17 protein-coding genes and 1 pseudogene are annotated in these 17,799 nt (G+C 39.4%); 8 read left to right on the top strand and 10 right to left on the bottom strand.

Annotated features, from left to right (window positions below; all coding sequences use genetic code 11):
* Nucleotides 1–19: 19 nt before the first annotated feature.
* Nucleotides 20–457 (bottom strand): GNAT family N-acetyltransferase, encoded by a 438-nt coding sequence (locus MKY65_RS07965; protein ID WP_339183817.1) that lies wholly within the window; start codon nucleotides 455–457, stop codon nucleotides 20–22.
* Nucleotides 458–476: 19 nt separating this feature from the next.
* Complete coding sequence (locus tag MKY65_RS07960; RefSeq protein WP_339183815.1) at nucleotides 477–1,175, bottom strand: response regulator transcription factor; 699 nt, start codon at nucleotides 1,173–1,175, stop codon at nucleotides 477–479.
* A gap of 181 nt (nucleotides 1,176–1,356) precedes the next feature.
* Between MKY65_RS07960 and MKY65_RS07955 the strand changes: the two genes are divergently transcribed.
* Nucleotides 1,357–1,719: a YxeA family protein gene (locus tag MKY65_RS07955; RefSeq protein ID WP_339183813.1), complete on the top strand. Its 363-nt coding sequence runs from the start codon at nucleotides 1,357–1,359 to the stop codon at nucleotides 1,717–1,719.
* Nucleotides 1,720–1,821: 102 nt separating this feature from the next.
* Here the strand turns inward: MKY65_RS07955 and MKY65_RS07950 are convergent, their stop codons facing one another.
* Genes MKY65_RS07950 through MKY65_RS07940 form a run of 3 tightly spaced genes read right to left on the bottom strand, consistent with a single transcriptional unit; the run spans nucleotide 1,822 to nucleotide 5,539 of the window.
* Nucleotides 1,822–3,390 carry a PASTA domain-containing protein gene (locus tag MKY65_RS07950; RefSeq protein ID WP_339183811.1) on the bottom strand — a complete coding sequence of 523 codons (1,569 nt, stop codon included), beginning with the start codon at nucleotides 3,388–3,390 and terminating at the stop codon, nucleotides 1,822–1,824.
* Nucleotides 3,383–4,054, bottom strand: a complete 672-nt coding sequence (locus MKY65_RS07945) for an ABC transporter ATP-binding protein (RefSeq protein WP_193063887.1) — start codon at nucleotides 4,052–4,054, stop codon at nucleotides 3,383–3,385. The genes MKY65_RS07950 and MKY65_RS07945 overlap by 8 nt, the downstream gene beginning before the upstream one ends.
* A gap of 15 nt (nucleotides 4,055–4,069) precedes the next feature.
* The gene (locus MKY65_RS07940) at nucleotides 4,070–5,539 is read right to left on the bottom strand and encodes an ABC transporter permease (protein ID WP_339183810.1); all 1,470 of its coding nucleotides are present in this window, start codon (nucleotides 5,537–5,539) and stop codon (nucleotides 4,070–4,072) included.
* A 659-nt stretch (nucleotides 5,540–6,198) separates the two neighbouring features.
* Here MKY65_RS07940 and fosM point away from each other — a divergent pair.
* Nucleotides 6,199–6,621, top strand: a complete 423-nt coding sequence (gene fosM, locus MKY65_RS07935; protein ID WP_339183809.1) for a FosM family fosfomycin resistance protein — start codon at nucleotides 6,199–6,201, stop codon at nucleotides 6,619–6,621.
* 174 nt (nucleotides 6,622–6,795) lie between these two features.
* Here the strand turns inward: fosM and MKY65_RS07930 are convergent, their stop codons facing one another.
* From MKY65_RS07930 to MKY65_RS07915, 4 genes and pseudogenes are all read right to left on the bottom strand, one after another.
* Entirely contained in the window at nucleotides 6,796–9,390 is a 2,595-nt protein-coding gene (locus tag MKY65_RS07930) for an ABC transporter permease (RefSeq protein WP_339183808.1), read from the bottom strand.
* Nucleotides 9,387–10,070 carry an ABC transporter ATP-binding protein gene (locus MKY65_RS07925; RefSeq protein ID WP_339183807.1) on the bottom strand — a complete coding sequence of 228 codons (684 nt, stop codon included), beginning with the start codon at nucleotides 10,068–10,070 and terminating at the stop codon, nucleotides 9,387–9,389. Before MKY65_RS07925 ends, MKY65_RS07930 begins: the two co-directional genes overlap by 4 nt.
* A 125-nt stretch (nucleotides 10,071–10,195) precedes the next feature.
* Nucleotides 10,196–11,202, bottom strand: a pseudogene (locus tag MKY65_RS07920) (HAMP domain-containing sensor histidine kinase).
* Nucleotides 11,189–11,890, bottom strand: coding sequence for a response regulator transcription factor (locus MKY65_RS07915; protein ID WP_339183806.1), 702 nt, complete (start codon nucleotides 11,888–11,890; stop codon nucleotides 11,189–11,191). Before MKY65_RS07915 ends, MKY65_RS07920 begins: the two are co-directional and overlap by 14 nt.
* Nucleotides 11,891–12,251: 361 nt before the next feature.
* Between MKY65_RS07915 and MKY65_RS07910 the strand changes: the two genes are divergently transcribed.
* From MKY65_RS07910 to MKY65_RS07895, 4 genes are all read left to right on the top strand, one after another.
* A complete protein-coding gene (locus tag MKY65_RS07910) occupies nucleotides 12,252–12,749 on the top strand; it encodes a sigma-70 family RNA polymerase sigma factor (protein ID WP_339183805.1) in 498 nt (165 codons plus the stop codon).
* Nucleotides 12,739–13,422 (top strand): zf-HC2 domain-containing protein, encoded by a 684-nt coding sequence (locus tag MKY65_RS07905; RefSeq protein WP_339183804.1) that lies wholly within the window; start codon nucleotides 12,739–12,741, stop codon nucleotides 13,420–13,422. Before MKY65_RS07910 ends, MKY65_RS07905 begins: the two co-directional genes overlap by 11 nt.
* Before the next feature lie 159 nt (nucleotides 13,423–13,581).
* Nucleotides 13,582–14,055 carry a GyrI-like domain-containing protein gene (locus MKY65_RS07900; RefSeq protein WP_339183803.1) on the top strand — a complete coding sequence of 158 codons (474 nt, stop codon included), beginning with the start codon at nucleotides 13,582–13,584 and terminating at the stop codon, nucleotides 14,053–14,055.
* 492 nt (nucleotides 14,056–14,547) lie between these two features.
* The gene (locus tag MKY65_RS07895) at nucleotides 14,548–15,108 is read left to right on the top strand and encodes a biotin transporter BioY (protein ID WP_339183802.1); all 561 of its coding nucleotides are present in this window, start codon (nucleotides 14,548–14,550) and stop codon (nucleotides 15,106–15,108) included.
* Between the two features lie 151 nt (nucleotides 15,109–15,259).
* On the opposite strand, the gene MKY65_RS07890 is transcribed toward MKY65_RS07895, so the two are convergent.
* Nucleotides 15,260–15,811: a recombinase family protein gene (locus tag MKY65_RS07890; RefSeq protein WP_339183801.1), complete on the bottom strand. Its 552-nt coding sequence runs from the start codon at nucleotides 15,809–15,811 to the stop codon at nucleotides 15,260–15,262.
* Nucleotides 15,812–15,898: 87 nt separating this feature from the next.
* Here MKY65_RS07890 and MKY65_RS07885 point away from each other — a divergent pair, with 87 nt between their 5' ends.
* Nucleotides 15,899–17,335, top strand: a complete 1,437-nt coding sequence (locus MKY65_RS07885; protein ID WP_339185159.1) for a SulP family inorganic anion transporter — start codon at nucleotides 15,899–15,901, stop codon at nucleotides 17,333–17,335.
* A 15-nt stretch (nucleotides 17,336–17,350) separates the two neighbouring features.
* Nucleotides 17,351–17,770 (top strand): universal stress protein, encoded by a 420-nt coding sequence (locus tag MKY65_RS07880; RefSeq protein WP_339183800.1) that lies wholly within the window; start codon nucleotides 17,351–17,353, stop codon nucleotides 17,768–17,770.
* Nucleotides 17,771–17,799 lie beyond the last annotated feature (29 nt).

Here is a 17,799-nt window from a genome sequence, read left to right as displayed (position 1 = left end):
CGCATGTTAAACATCTGCTTCAAACATCACGGCTTAGAAAAACAAGTCTTTCTATTTCTTTAAAGCCATTTCGTTTATAAAATGCTTCTGCCGGTATTCCCCGGTCCGTCAAAAGAGAAATAGCAGTAACTGCTTCCGTTTCCATTACTTCTCTCAAATGATGAAGGAGCGCCTTCCCTATTCCTTTATTTTGTCTGTCCGTATCTACACACATTTCATTGATAAAAAACTCATCTCCATTCCACCAAGCCCGGCGTGTCCCAAAAATAAATCCAATAATCTCTTCATTTTCTATCGCTGACACACCAAAAAATCCAGGAGTCCGGTAAAAATCTGCCAGATACTGTTTGGCTTTTTCTAACGTCCATTTATCATTCCATGGTTCCCCATTAAAAACGGTTAAAAATAATTTACTGCATGGAATCAAATCTGCTTCCACAACGGTTTTAAATTGCATAGAATCCTCCCCATTTACATTATTCTTCTTTCAACAGGCTTTTTAAGCGGTAGCCGACTCCTCTAACCGTCTCCACCCCATCTGCAATCCCGACAGACTGCAGCTTTTTCCGCACTCTTGTTATATTGACGTTCAATGTGTTTTCATCCACATAGGTCTGGTCGTCCCACAGCTTCTCCAGCAAATCTTCTCTGCCGGCAACACGCGGATAACGATTCATTAAGGTTTCCATAATATCCGCTTCTTTTTTAGATAAAAACGTATCCTCTCCGGCGAAGGTTAATTCCAGCCGCTCCGGGGAAAGCTTTAACCCTTCCACCTCCAGGAATCGCTCCTTTGCGTCCTGTGCATACGCTCCATATGCCCGTCGCAGCTGACTGCGTATTTTTGCCATCACGATTTCCGCACTGAACGGTTTTGTGATAAAATCATCGCCTCCGTTTTCCAGAGCCATCACCTGGTCCATCTCTCCTATGCGGGCAGAAATAAAAATCACCGGGCAGGTAGACAGCTGGCGAATTTGCCTGCACCAATAAAAACCATCATAGCTTGGTAAATTAATATCCAGAAGCACTAAGTCAGGATTTTCCTCTTGAAACACTTCCATAACCCGTTCAAAATCCGTAATAAAAGACACCCGATAGCCATATTTTTCAATATAATCCTGCAGATGCTTTGCAATCTTCGGATCATCTTCTACAATCATAATGGTTTGCATCCGTATCCCCTTCCCCGTTTTTAACTAATTATGGCACAGATTGGATGGAACCACAAAAATGGAGAAAGCATTTTCACCTTACAATTCTGTAAGCTAACTGTAAGAGAAAGCGATTTTTTCAGCCTGCCTCCTTCTTTACAATAAAGATTAGAATAAAGAACGTAAAAAGGAGTGTCATGATATGAAAAAAGCAGTAAAAGTATTGTTTGGAATACTCATCCTCTTCACCCTCGCCGCTGTTGCCATCCAAAAGACAACTGCCGGCATCATTCCATTAACAGACTGGTTATTACAGCACCCGGTAGAGACCTATTATGCAGAAACAGCTGATGATAATTACGAAAAGCTGTGGACCGGGAATTATAAGTATGTCTTTTCAGGGTATAATGCGAATGGCGAGGAGCAGCAAATCACAAAAGTAATCGATAGAGAGCTCCGGCCAGGTGCTTTTCTGCGCATTGATGCATCGGGCAGCTATGGTAAAGGCTGGACAGAGGTAAGAGAAGAGGATGTTTCAGAAGAAGCGCTGCTGCAGTTAAATTAAGAACCAGAATTTTGCAATGCTGCAACAATATTTTATAAAAAAAAGGAGTAATCCCATGACAATTGGGAGATACTCCTGCTTCAATATCGTACTTCTTTGTGTCTATTCCTCTCCTGCTTCAAGGTTTTCCGCTTCTTCCAATGCATCCGGCGACTCACCTGCACCAAGCTCTGGTTCAGGATCTTCCAGTCCGTCAGCTTCACTTGGGCCGGGCTCCGGATAAACATCTTCCGGCCCTCCATCGAATGCCGGCGGATTTGGCGGTGCAGAATCATTATTGCTAATTCGGACCTCCACCGTATACGTCATGGGTATAAATTCATTAAATACACCCATATCCACGACGGTTCCCTTTACTTCGGATGAATCAACATACTTCACAATATAGTTAATATCTGCGCCCTTTGATTGATACTCCTCATAAAACAGTCTTGGCAAATCACCCTCTGTTTGTCCGCGGAAATCATGTAAATATGGTCTGCCTTGCGAATACGTCACAGTCACATCCTTATCATCTTTATTTGTCAGCTTTGTATCTGCTTCAACAGATTGTGAAATCAGCGTTCCATAAGCAACATCTGCATGAAAAGCATGCTTTACGGTGACATTTAAATCTGGATAATTCATCGCTGCTTCTTCCGCAGTTACTCCTCCAAAATTCGGAACGACCACTGCTTTACCGGCAGATACAACCACTTCCATCTCGTCTCTTTTCGCGATTTTCTCATCCGCTGGTTCACTTTGACTGATAATAGTCCCTTCTTCGACGCTGTCCGAATCAGACTCTTCATAGCTCATCTCAATCTCATTAGTCTCTGCCCATTTTTCCACTTCTTCTTTGGCGACTCCTGTAAAGTCAGGGATGGTAATATTCTTTTCGAAAACTTCTTCTCCTCTTGAATAATAGACAGCAGCACTATCCTTCCGTTTGTATTCCGATTCATCAATACTGCTATCCTTGATGGAAAACTGAAGAAAGCCCCCTGCTTCGATATCATCACTATATTCTGTGACCAGCTGCAGGTTTTCTGCTTTATTTTCTTCAATCCAGATTTGTGCTTCTTCTTGGGACATCTCTGAAAAATCAACCAGCGGAATAACTTCTTCTGGATCAGCACCTAAACTGCTGATTAATTGCAGCGTTTTTCCTTTTTTAATCTTGTCCCCTTCTGAAACACTTTGGGAAATAACATGGTTCGCGTCATGCTCCATGCTGTGTTCCTGTTCTAATTCGATTTCCACATCGTTCTCCTCAGCCCATGCCCGCACATCTGCCACAGGCTGACCCACAAAATTTTCTATCTTCACATGAACAAGCAGATAATAAATGAAGAAAATCAAAATACAAGCTACAACAGCTCCTGAAATAAGCAGCCACATCCGGCGTTTTTTCTTCCTCCGGTAATCTAAGTCAATTTCCACTTCTTCTTCTGCCTCCTGATAGCGGCTGCTTCTGGAGGAAAGTGAGGAAGAAGCAGGGGGAGACGCATGCTTATGTACGGGTTCTTCTTTTTCCACAGCAGAAGCCTGTTCCTCGTGCTTCTGCTGCGGTACTTTTTCTTCCTGTTTCTGTTCTTTCTTATTGTCACTGCTCTTTATTTCCTTGTCTTCTTTTTCATTTACCAGATCATCATATTTATCTTTATTAAACTTGGATAAAAAATCACTCATAGGAAGACAGAACACCCTTCCTTAATTGGAAAGCCTGATCAGACTGTTCGGCAATTTCATTGGAGTGAGTTACCACAATGACACATTTTCCATGCTCATGTGCCAATTTTTTAAAGATATCAATGATTTCCTGCTCCATCTCTTCATCAAGATTTCCAGTAGGTTCATCGGCAAGAATCAATTCCACGTTCGTTGCCAGCGCACGGGCAATGGCAACACGCTGCTGCTCTCCCCCGGACAGCTGATTAACCAGACGGTCTGCTTTATTTTTGACAATCCCGATATAATCCAGCAAATTATACGCTACGGTTTTGGTATCATCCGGAATTTCATTTTCCGTGATTGACATCGGGACCAGTACGTTTTCAATAGCTGTAAAAGTCGGGATTAAATTATAGCTTTGAAAAATAATCCCCACATTATTGCGGCGGTATTTTTCATATCCAATTTTCTTAATATTTTCCTCGTTAAATAACACTTCTCCGCTATGCGGTGAATCCAACGCACTGAGCAAGGATAACAAGGTTGTCTTTCCTGAGCCGGACTGCCCTAAAATCGTATAAAACTTCCCCTTCTCAAAAGAGATAGATGTATCTTTTAAAATATAACGGCGCTGTTCGCCGTCCTGATAATAATAATTTAAATCCTTTGCTTCTAATATCATCTTCTCACCTCACCATCACATCAGTATTTTCTTTGGATTCAACCGGACAATATAAATCAGCGGGATAATCGTTGAAATCAAAATCGTTAACAGACCGATTCCATAAAAACCAAGCACATAGCTGGAATTAAGACTGACCTCATACGAATCCATCACATCTTCTGCCGTCAAATTGGTTTCTATCCCTTCATAATAAATAACACCTTCAAAGCTTTCTTCTTGCGTATCATCTGCTTTCATCATCGTATCTGATACTTGCCCTGCTAAGAGATTTCCAGTAAATAATGATAATGTAATACCAACAAAGGCAACGACGATTACTTCAATTAAAATCTGCCCGACAACCTTACCCCTTTTCTCACCTAAGGATAAGTAAATCCCTAATTCACGTTTACGGTCCCGCAAAAATAGTAAAACGACTAATCCCGTAATGAGTACGGTCGCAATCACAGCCACTAATAAAACATATTTTGACAGCGTGGACATGGATTCCATCGGTCCTGAAATATCATCATATTGGTCACTTGCGCTAATTACCGTATAAAGCTCCGGCAATAACGGGGTCACCTCTTCCTCAAACGGCTCTATATCCTCTGGATTATTTAAGTAAAAGATCGGTGTATAGTATTCCATCGTTTCTTCTTCCAGCATTTCAGCAATTTCCGGGTCATCTTCTGCATATACCTCCCAGTAATACTGTTCTTCGGCAGATATAATGGCATTAGGAACATATACGGTATTCTGATAGTCGATATCCTCCATCAGGAACATATCGCTATCTTCCTCTTTACTCTCTGTCTCTTCCTTTCCAGATTGCGGATCGAATAATCCAATCACTTCTAAAACAATATCTCTGGAATCCAATACGGTCTCTTCACCCGTTTCTTCCGAGTATTCATAAACGGCATTTAATAACGTAAAGGTATCCCCTACCTCTAAATTATTTTGCTCTGCCAGTTTTTGAGATATAATTGCCACGGACGTGCCATTCTCAATCTCTTCCTCTGTAAACACCCGTCCGTCTGTTAACTCCCCTTTTCCTTCTTCAAAATCAATAACTGGAGCGTAATTGATCCCTTTCAAGCTAAAAGGGATATTATCTTCCTCCCCATACATAACATCCTCTTCCAGTTCTTCTTGATAAGGTTCTATACTCTCTGACCCCATCCAGGTGGTCATGCTGTAATCATAGTATTTCACATAAGGAAGCTCGCCGATCTGTTTAATCAGATCAACGCCCAGCTCTTCCATCTCCAATGTTTCCATCTCTTCCTCAGACATGGACTCCCATGCTTTATAATCCATATCAACCGTTGCTGCAGTCCCCAGTCTTTCTTTAATGGTGGACTCTACATTGCCGGTTGCCTGCTGAATCGCAATAGCGCCAGAAATCAAATTTCCTAAAATAAAAATAACTGCAAGTAAAATCAATGACTTTCCTTTTTTTCTAGTAATCCCTAAAAAAGCCCGTTTCATAAAATTCATAACTAACCCCCTCAACAACTTCTAACAATAAATTCTTTTTTAGTATAAATATTACAATTAATATAAAATAACTATCCAAGCCACTACTTGGATATAGCCTCTCACCTCGTTCTAATGATGTATTTTTGTTGCACTGTATTAATACATTAAGACACATATTTAAATGTATTATATTCTTAATACAGCAGAAAAACAACTACTATTTTAAAAATATACAAAATTTTCTTTTCCTTAGGATGGAGCGGAAATAATTTTTCGTAAATATACGCACATCAGAAATTAACATGTGCTTTTGCATTAATAGAGTAGGCTCTTTAACGTAAGAAAACTTTTTGGTAGAGTTAAAGAATGAAATGAATATAAACGAAATTGATTAAATCATTTAAAGGAGAGAAAGATTTTGAAGAGGGGTCTAGTACTTATACTTTGTGCTTTTTTTCTTTTGGCAGCCTTATCCGCTTGTCAAAAAGAATATACCGGCGAATACACCGAGTGGGGAGAAAAGACGAATAGCAATGTGCTACGGAATTGTTAGAAAACCATGATATACCTTACGAAATAAGAAATGAAATCATCTATATTCCGGAAGATGCTTTTGATGCAGCTATTTATTGTTGTGCTTAGTACTGAAATACACTAATCATGTTGAGGTGATAAAATTGTTTGTAAAGGGAGTAAATCATTTTTTATTTTCTGTTTCTGATTTGGAAAAATCCATACGTTTTTACCAGAATGTGTTTGATGCTGAATTACTGGTTAAGGGAAAAAGTACAGCTTATTTTGATTTAAATGGCATGTGGCTGGCTCTTAATTTGGAGAAGGACATACCCCGGAATGAAATAAGTCAATCCTATACACATATTGCTTTTTCCATTGAAGAAGCTGATTTTGACAGCATATATAACAAATTAGAGGAGTTAGGCGTAAATATTTTAACGGGCCGTCCCAGGGATGAAAAAGATAAGAAATCGATCTATTTTACAGACCCTGATGGCCATAAATTCGAATTTCATACAGGCACGCTGCAGGACAGGCTGGATTATTATAAACAGGAAAAGCCTCATATGGAGTTTTATATTTAAACGGATAGCTTTGTTTGATTCGCGGCTTCTCCGATTCGAAACATGTTCGTCTATGGATCTTTTTCACTATTAGCGCGAACAGCCACGTTATGATAACTTTAAAGCCCAGCATTCTAAATAACAAAAAACAAGCTATCTCAGATATTCCCACCCGAGATAGCTTGTTATGTTGCTCTAAATATTTTCCTGTCTTAACGTCTCCACGATACTATCCTTCTTCAATTTCGACATCGAGTAAAGCATGGCTGATCCAACAATCAGAAATACAGCTAATATAGCTATTCCAATATACATCCACGGAATGTTGAAGCTGTAATCAAAGGCGTATTGCGTCTGCCAGTAAATAATATACATCACCACAAAACTGATGGGCAGCCCATACAGCAAGGATTTTATTCCATAAAACAGGCTCTCAAAATAAATCATTTTACGAAAAGCTTTTGGCGTCATGCCAATCGATTTCATCGTTGCAAACTCTCTTCTCCGCAGAGCAATACTTGTTGAAATGGTATTAAAGATATTAGCAACGGAAATCAATGTAATCAGGACGATAAACCCGTAAACAAAAATAGACAGCACCCGTGCGAATTGTTCATTATCCTGTCTGACTTCATACTGATTGTAAATAGATACCTCATCCGCAATCCCCAGCGCTTCTATATCCTCTTGCGCCTGGTCCGGATCATCAGAGGTGACATATATCTCAGATAAACTTGTTCTTTCATTTGGAAATGATTCCATTGTATTCTCAAGCACTTGCTCCGGTACAATAAGATAAATGGTGTTCGAATCGGCATAGGAATTTCCAACAGGATATTGATTCGTCAGACCAAGCAGCTCGATGTCTTCTCCCTGTCCGAAGTTCCAATCGCCTGTTTCTTCATTGTAGCTGCGCACTTGCAGCGGCAGCCTATCCCCTGTATCCACTTTTAACATATCTGTTTCGATGTATTGCGTGCCATCATTATAGGTGACATGGTTTACTAAAACACCACGAAAATCACTTTTCGTTACATCTGTTATATCATTATCGGCTAGATATTGTTCCCAATCCGCATCAGATAAGCCCACTAATTCCAGGTTATATGGGAGACCTTCTGCTGTTTCAGGAGTTTCATCCCTATTTTCATAGTTCTCTCCAGCCATTTGCTCTGGAAAATACGCCTGAAGCTGGGCTGTTTTGTAAATGAAACTTTCCTCCACACTATCTAAATCCTGTATGTCTTGATAGATTTCCCACAAAGGATTGGAATCATCTACCTCTCCCGTGCCGCTGATGGAAATATCATATTCCAGTTCCTCCGACATCACTTCATATGATTTGGTCAACGAGCTGGTATAGAACCCTACAGCTAAAAATAATATAACGCTGATCATTAGTGAAAAAACAGTCACCTGATAACGTTTCTTATGTCTCTTTAAATTCTTCAAAGCAATTTCCGCTTCATAGCCAAAGAGTTTACGGACGATACGGTTTGTTTTCACTTTCTTTTTCGTTAATTTGACATCCTTCGCCTGGCGGATAGCATCTATTGCAGTTACTTTAGATGCTCTGACTGCAGGTATCCATGCAGAAATCAAAATAGTCATCAAAGAAACACCGACAGCTATCCCAATTAAAGGAAAAGTAACAACCAGCCGGAAATCTGTCTCAAGCCCTACATTTTGTAAAATCTGATTCACATAATGCAGCGTGATGCCAATGCCGGCAAAACCAGCTCCAATTCCAATAGGAATACTGATCAATCCGATTAAGAGCCCTTCAAATAAAACGGAATTTCTTTTTTGCCGTTTCGTCGCTCCAACGCTCGCAAGCATCCCCAAATACCGTGATCTTTCTGATACAGAGATAGCAAATGCATTATAAATTAAAGCCATGGAACCAATTACGATAATCAGCATAATAACCGTTAATAATCCAGATAAAGTAGAAACCGTCCCGCTATTCAAGGAAACAAGGTACGTATTCAATAAAGTCGTGTTAAAATTATACGCATCATCCGCTACATCCAATTCTTGTGCCAGCAAATCTACATCATCGAAAAGGGTTATCCCTAAATCATTCACTTTTACAAAAGCACGGTCCACCACAGATGACGCTTGTGCATCCGTATAAGCTAACACGGTATATCCTGGAGACCACGGCTCGTCCCATATCGGTTCTTCAATTTCACCAACAATCGTAAAGCTGTATTCGGTTTGCTCACGTAATTCTTCATCTAATTGTCCTTCAATAACCAAAAGGGAATCATTTTGGTCTAACGCACGATTTTCCATACCTTCCGTTCCTGTATAACGTCTTTCTCCTATGTCTAACTCAATCGTATCTCCAATTTGGTAATCAAAATCCTGTCTCTTTAATTCCTCAGAGATCACTACCTCCTTTTCATTTGCCGGGAGCCGGCCTTTCGTCAGATTCACTTGCATCTGCTCCATAGCCGTTTCATCCATGCCCCGGACATACAGGTATCTTTTCAATAATTGGTCATTCAACGGTGCATACCCATATTCCTTCATCACACCAATGGAATCTGTATTGGCATCGGTTTGAATTTTTTCCAGCTGCTCTGAATCAAGCTGATCCATGCTGTAATGCCAATTTCCCTCATTAGCAATCGCATCCCGCTGCTGCATATCTATAAAAGAAATTCCCAGGGAAGCTACTCCTGTAATCATCGCAACAGAAATAATGACACCAATAATAGTAATAAGCGTTCTTCGTTTATTTTCTTTTAAATGCCTTAACGTAACTTTATTGACTATATTCATTGGCGAATCACCTCGTCCTTGGCGATCACACCGTCCTCAATGGAAATAATCCGATCAGCCTGAAGGGCAATTCGTTCATCATGGGTAATGACGACCAATGTCTGGTGATATGTTTTATTAAATAGTTTTAATAAATCAATGATTTCTTTACTATTCTTACTGTCTAGATTCCCTGTCGGCTCATCCGCAAGAATAATAGACGGATTACTGATTAGAGCTCTGCCAATGGATACACGCTGCTGTTGTCCCCCAGATAGCTGATTCGGTAAATAATCTAATCGGTCTTTAAGTCCAAGTATTTCTATCAATTCCTTAAAGTGCTTTTTTTCCACCTGATGAGAATCTAACAGCATCGGCAACGTAATATTTTCCTCCACGGTTAAAATCGGCAGGAGATTATAAAACTGATAGATTAAGCCAATCTGCCTCCTGCGAAAAACAGCTAACTGTGTTTCATTTAATTCATAGATATCTGTATTCTCTATAAATACCTTGCCATCCGTCGGCCGGTCCACACCTCCCAGCAAATGAAGCAGTGTCGATTTCCCTGAACCAGACGGTCCAATAATTGCTACAAACTCCCCCTGTTCCACGGAAAATGATACATTATCCAATGCTTTTACCGCCGTGTCACCTTTTCCGTACACTTTAGACAAATTTTCAACCCGCATTAATTCCACTACAATTTCCTCCTTATTTTTCTTTGCTCCCTACTTTACCTGTCTAAGGTGACGGGATGGTGACAATAACAGTGACAATATTGTCACTTATGATGACATAATCTGCTGATAAAGTGAAACTTCATTTAGCGAGCTGCTTCTCCCTGATAGAATTTAATTAAAAAAGTGGTTCCTTTTCCAGATTCACTTATTACTTCAATATCTCCCTGCTGGTTAGCAACAATCGAATAAGCCATCGCCAAACCAATACCAACACTGCCATCAGCCGCCTGACTTCCTTTATAAAAACGTTTAAAAATATGCGGAAGCTCTGTTTTTTCAATACCTTTCCCATTATCTTTGATTCGTATTTCTGTAAAAATGGCATTTTCCTCATAAGAGATGGAGACTTTTCCGCCATGCGGGGTGTGTTCTATTGCATTCTTTAAAATATTAATACAAGCCTCTTTCGTCCAATTTTTATCGCCTATAAAAGTCACCCCTGGCTTTTCTTCTATCTCCAGCTCTATCTCCTTCAGCTCCACAGGGATCTCCATTGGTGCTACGACTTCTTGTATAAGCTGGTCCACTTCAACCTTTTCCTTGCTGAATAACGTAGTTCCCGCATCGATTTTGGAAAGCTTTAATAACGAGGATACAAGCCATTCCATCCGTTCTAATTGCCTGCGAATATGATATGTAAATTCCTGCCGCTTTTCCGTCTCCATATTCGGATCGCTTAATAAATCAGCCATTACGGTCATCGAAGTCAGCGGTGTTTTGATTTGATGAGAAATATCGGAAATCGCATCTGTGAGTTTTTCTTTATCCTTCTGCAGCCCTTCCTGCTGTTCGGATAGCATCCGGGTCATTTTATAGATTTCATTTTTAATATACTGAGGTCCCCTTCTCTATTATCCCGGACATCGAGCGCGGTATCTCCTGCCATAATTTTTCGTAAATAACCGGATAACTGGATAATCCGCTGATAGCGCCAGGCCATCCATACCATATAGCAAATCGCCAGGCTCCCGCCGACAATCGCAATATAGACAGCTGTGACAGGAGAATGCATATATCCTAATAGCATGCCAATTCCTAAAATCAATACCGTGGAAGTGAGAAAAAACCGGATTTCTTTATTTCGTAACATCTTCTGCCGCCATTCTGTATCCCAGCCCTCTGACTGTTTCTATGATTGCCGGCCGTTGCGGATTATCTTCAATTTTCTTTCGAAGCCGTTTAATATACACCGTAAGCGTATTGTCGTTGACAAACTCCCCAGCCACATCCCATATCTGTTCCAGCAGCTGCTCCCGAGACAGTATCTGCCCGCGGTGATTGATAAAAATCATCAACAGCCGATATTCCAGTGCGGTTAATGCCAGTTCTATGCTTGCTTTATATACTTTTCCTTCCAACGGAAAAACCTCCAGCGAATCAAGGAGGACAGAATCCTTCTCCTGCGTGTTATTTTTTTGATAACGCCTGAGCACGGTTTTAATCCGTGCACTTAATTCACGTATACGAAACGGCTTGGTAATATAATCATCTGCCCCCATATCCAGTCCCATTACCACGTTTACTTCATCATCGGCAACAGTTAGAAATATAACCGGAACATCTGCACTTTCTTTGACACGCCGGCATAAATCATAGCCGCTGCCATCCGGTAAGGATAAATCAAATAAGCATAGAGAAATACTGTTGATTTCTGTGTCTATCCTTTCCTCTGCTCCTTGCGCATGATGACAGACAATCACTTCATAGCCTTCTTGGCTTAAGGAATACTCCAAGCCGGAAGCAATTGTTTTATCGTCTTCTACAATGAGTAATTTCATAGCTGTCCCTCCATTTATCTGTTTCATTGCTGTTAACTGATATCTATGGTCATTATACAAATGAATTTCAAGAATTTATAGGATTAATATATATTTTCCACTTTTCTTTTAATATGTTTTATGTACGATAAGACTGTTTTTGATTCGTTTATTTACCATTTAAAGAGACCTATTATTCTCCCGATACAGCTGTTTTTCCATCTATCTTAGACCAGCTGAAAATTGTTTACAGAAGAAGGTAAATAGCAGAAAATAATAGAGTTGGAAAAAAATATTGTAACGAATCAGTAAATTCTTGGATATATAGATGATTAAACATTTAACAATCATTAATTAGATTACAATTGAGAGGAGGTAAAAAGTGAACACAGAGGATGTTTATCAGGAATATGGAGACTTTATTTTTAAATACTTATTAACATTGACTAATAACAGTCAGACTGCTGAAGAATTGACACAGGAGACCTTCTATCAAGCTATCAAATCCATTGATAACTTTCATAACAATGGAAAAGCTAAATTTTCTACCTGGCTGTGTTCTATAGCAAAAAATGTCTGGTTACAAGAACTGCATAGGGAAAAGAAAAGGAAACAGTTAGAAGAATCGCTCCAGAAGGAGAATACGCTATCTTATCATTTGGAGGAAGAATATTTTAAGAAGGAAGATAAAATCAATTTTTTCAAGCAAGCCCATCAGCTTGATGAGAAAAAGCGTGAAATTATTTATCTCAGGCTGTTGGGGGATTTATCTTTTAAAGAAATAGGGTTGATTTTCGGAGAATCAGAAAACTGGGCCCGGGTAACATTTTATCGAGCTAAACAACAATTACGAAAGGGTGACAAAAGGAATGAACCATAGCGTCTTCAAAGATTTAGTACCTAGTTATATTGAAAACCTGACGAGCGATGAAACAAATAAACAAATGGAAGAACATATGGAACAATGTGCGGAATGCAGGGAATACTTTAAAGAAATGCAAGAGGATTTGATAGTAGAACGTACACATGAGCAAAAAGATGAGAAAAAAAATATTGATTATTTGAAAAAGGTTCGATCAAAAAACAGGAAAAAGATTTTCGCAATCACAGGATCGCTGCTTGCGCTTTTTCTTCTTCTATCCATTAGCTATTATTTCCTTTTTGTCCATATGTGGATAGCAGATGAAAACAATGTGGAAACAACGATTCAGCAGCAGAATCAAACAACTACGCTGACTTTTCAATCAAAAAATGATAACCGCTACCTTTTAGCCATGCTGCAGCCAGGAGATAAAGAGTATGTTGATACAATTATTATCTATGAAAATTGGAATATCCTTGCAGATACGAAAATAAATTATTTTTCAGAAGTGGCAACTGATCACCAAAATGGAAGTGAGATTACGTATACATTTTTAGATGAAAATACGTTATTGCTACCTGATGGAACAGAAAAGAAACTGACAGATGAAGATATAATACACATTCAATATAAAGACCGTACGGAAGAAATACAATTAAAGGATTTATACAACGCAGAAAATAATAATTAATTGGAGAGAATCGTCATCAGATAACCTTTCACCTAAAAATGATAAATTTCAAAATATCATTTTTAAAATTATTTTAAAACTCTGGTTGTTTTTCATTTTAAAGGGACTTATGATGTTCATAGACGCCGGCGTACTTATATTTTTAGGAGAATGTTTATTATGAAATTAGAACAAGTTTCAGATCTGCCAATTGTCTATATGCGGAGAACAGGTGCATACGGAGAGGAAAATAATCAGCTAATGGCTAGATTTAAGCATTGGATGACCTATAACAATGTTTCAAAGGGTAATTTATTGACAGATAATGCAGTTGTATTAGGTATTATTTGGGACAATCCAGCACATGTTCCTTCTGAAGCATGTCGATATGACACAGCCCTTGTGCTTTCTGAGCAGCAGGTAATAAATGATGAATGTGTTCAACAGGGTATATTACAAGGGGGCAATTATGGTGTTTTCACGGTGGAACATACTGCCGATGCATTGTCCAGAGCATGGCAGGTTATTTTCTCTGAATTAGCTGAAGCCGGCCATCAGTTAGATGAAACAAGGCCAATTCTAGAGCGGTATGTGCAGTCCATGCTGGAAAAACATGTTTGTGAAATTTGCTTGCCTATTCAAAACAGAATTTAAAACAGCTTGTTGAAATAACAAATAATTTATTTCGCTATAAAACGAAACTTCATTCAGTGGGAGTTTTTCGACGCACAAATGTTTCCGATGGGGCGAGTAATCGCAGTCCCAGGATGTGCTAGTGCAGACGTTGCGACAGGACGTCGCGAACTTAGTCTGCTTCCTTAATTCTCCCACTGAATTAGCCTAAGTGATTCAGGGAGTTAGCGCCCGTTATCTCCCGCCTAAATAAATTTATTTTCGCTCTTTATTTTGAGGCGGGAGTTTTACGGGCGATTCTCCGTGATAAATAATAATTTTCATTCCTCAGGAGTTTTACCTCTATCTTTATATACAGGAGGTTTCGTATTACCTTTGTCCATGCTTAGAGGCTCTCCTGAGGATTTATTATTCTCCCACACTTAATTGTCACCTAAATAAAATATAGGTTGACAATTAAGTGTATATTCCCTTATTCTATTAATATCAAAACTAGAAAGTGTGGGAATAAAATTGAAATTAAGAGATATGATGTTTATATCATTGTTCGCAGCAATTATGGGGATTTTTGCTATTTTCCCTCCGATTCCAGTCCCTTTTATTCCCGTCCCTATCGTCGTACAGACAATTGGTATTATGTTTGCAGGCGGAATATTAGGTGCGAAACGAGGCGGACTCAGTATCTTGCTTTTTGTGTTTCTCGTTGCTGTCGGGGCACCGTTATTAACTGGCGGGCGCGGCGGTTTAGGAGTGCTTATTGGGCCAACAGGAGGATATATTCTAGCTTATCCGATTGCAGCATGGATTATCGGGTATTTAACGGAAAAAAGCATCCGTCACCTGACCTATTGGAAGCTCGTATTAATTACAACCTTTGGCGGGGTTATCATTGTGAATGTTATCGGTGTTACCTATTTATCTATTTTATCTAATCTTCCGTGGGGACCGACTGCTATTTCTGCCTTGGTCTTTTTACCCGGAGATGTCGTGAAAGCACTAATTGCCAGTGCCGTTATTATAAAAATCAATCAGGTGTATCCTCTGATTGATAAGAAAAAGCGTGTTACATATTAAGGTGATAAATGCTTGGACAATTAACGATTAGAAATACCATCTTTTAGGTAGATAACAGCATTGAATTTAAGTGAATAAGGGAGATATTGGAATAGAAGTAACTATCCTTCAATTTTTGAAAGTCAATAAATCATTCCAATATCTTCCCAAATCAATTCTCCCCCTCAAACGATTCCAAATAACGATAAAGCGTTGACTTACTTATCCCTGTTTCATTTTTAATATCAAATAATTTAAAGCCATCCTGATACATCGCAATCGCCTTTTTAATATTTTCATCCGATTTCTTAGGACGCCCAATGGTTTTCCCCTGCTGCTTCGCCTCATACATCCCTTGCGTTGTAGATTGTTTAATACTGTCTGATTGGAATTGCAGAATATGTGCCATCATGTCCTGTAAATGAATGTTTAGCAGCGTATCGCTTTGAATATCCTCATTCAGAAAATGGATTTTTACATTATCTTTTTCACATACTTTTAATACTTCCATCAAGTGGTGAAAGGTATCAGCTAAGGCAATCATTTTTTCTACAAAGATACTGTCTCCTGGCTGCATCTCCATCAATAGATTCTCCAGCTGGATTCGTTTTTTCGGCGTTCCATGTGCTTCTTGAAAAATCCGGTCACATTTTCCTTTTAAAGATGCTAGTTGGTTTTTAGAATGTTTATCGTTATATAACGGTCTTGTATAGCCATATATCATATTATCCGCTCCTATTTATTTCCCTGAAGGGTTCCTTTTTGGGAAAGTTAGTGCTACAATGTGAAAAGAATTTTAGAAAAGGAGTTTATCATGCAAACTTTAAAACAACAATGGTTCGGTAATATCCGGGCTGACATCTTATCCGGCATTGTCGTTGCGCTCGCTCTTATTCCGGAAGCGATAGCTTTCTCCATCATAGCGGGTGTTGATCCAATGGTCGGATTATATACCTCATTTATTATTGCTGTAGTCATTTCTTTTGCCGGCGGCCGGCCGGGAATGATTTCCGCAGCTACCGGAGCAATGGCATTACTCATGGTTCCGCTGGTCAGAGATTATGGTCTCGACTATCTTTTGGCAGCAACCATTTTAACAGGTATTATTCAGCTTATCTTTGGTATTTGCAAGGTTGCTAAAGTCATGAAATTTGTTCCAAATGCAGTCATGATTGGCTTTGTCAATGCATTGGCTATTTTGATTTTTATGGCCCAGCTGGAGCATTTTATTGGCATTTCAACCATGACTTATCTATTTGTGGGGATTACATTAATCCTATTATATACTTTACCACGGTTTATCAAAGTAATTCCAGCTCCATTGATTGCTATTGTCGCATTAACGTCCATTGCCATATTTAGCGGCGTCAACCTTAATACAGTAGGGGATCTTGGAACAATCACTCAGACACTGCCGTCTTTTTTTATTCCGAATGTGCCGTGGACATTTGAAACGCTGCAAATTATATTTCCATATGCGTTATCCATGGCGATTGTCGGGTTGCTGGAAACTCTGCTTACCTCACAGATTGTCGATGATATGACTGGAACGGAAAGCAATAAAAACGGAGAAGCACGCGGGCAGGGAATGGCCAATTTTATTACTGGATTCTTTGGCGGAATGGCAGGCTGTGCGATGATCGGCCAGTCGGTGATTAATGTAAAATCTGGCGGGCGCGGACGTTTATCTACATTCATTGCAGGTATTTTTCTAATGTTTCTCATTATTGTACTGGGGGATCTGGTTGTTCAAATCCCCATGCCTGTTTTAGTCGGCATTATGATTATGGTAAGTATCGGAACTTTTGATTGGAGCTCCTTTAATTATTTAATAAAGGCTCCGCGCACAGATGCCATCGTAATGTTAACTACTGTTATTATCGTCGTCTATACACATGATTTATCCAAAGGAGTCCTTGCCGGAGTGTTGTTAAGTGCTATTTTCTTTGTGATAAAAATTTCAAATGTGAAAATTTCCAAAGACAGCAATCGCTACAGTATTCATGGGCAGCTCTTTTTCGCTTCCATCGATGGATTTGTTGATTACTTTAAAAAAGCGGATATTCAGAGTGAAAAAATCCAGATTGATTTCTCTGACAGCCGTGTCTGGGACGATTCTGGTGTCGGCGCCATCCTAAAAGTATCCGAATTGTTAAAGTCCAAAGGAATTCAGGTGGAGCTTGTCGAACTGGATAGTTCAAGTAAAAAAATAATGGATAAATTGAATGGGGTTTTATCCTCACATTAAAAGGAGAGATATTTCATGTATAAACATATTTTACTTGCTTCAGACGGTTCGGAAAATGCGGTGCGTGCTGCAAAAGAAGCGGTTAAAGTTGCTTCATTTGATAAAGAATCCGTTATTGACGTTGTGTATGTCATCGATATTGAAAAGTCAAAGTCAGATGTTCTCCATGCAAATTCCAGTGAAGCCGTTGATTTAGAACGCCGTAAAAAGAATTCAAAAGTCATTCAAGTTCTAAACCAGGCAAATGCAGCCTATCAAACAACGATTCTGCGCGGCAAGCCCGGTCCCGAAATTGTTCAGTACGCCAATCAGCAAAAAGTAGATATGGTTATCATCGGCAGCCGCGGTTTAAATACGCTTCAGGAGATGGTTTTAGGGAGTGTCAGCCATAAAGTGATGAAACGGGTGAACTGCCCGGCGCTGATAGTAAAGTAATCTAATACAGCAGCTTATGTTTTCAACCA

The organism is Oceanobacillus sp. FSL W7-1293, assembly GCF_037969815.1.
GTDB classification, from domain to species: Bacteria; Bacillota; Bacilli; order Bacillales; family Amphibacillaceae; genus Oceanobacillus; species Oceanobacillus oncorhynchi.
The sequence above is the reverse complement of the archived record's forward strand: the minus strand, read 5'-3'. Positions and strand labels throughout refer to the sequence as shown.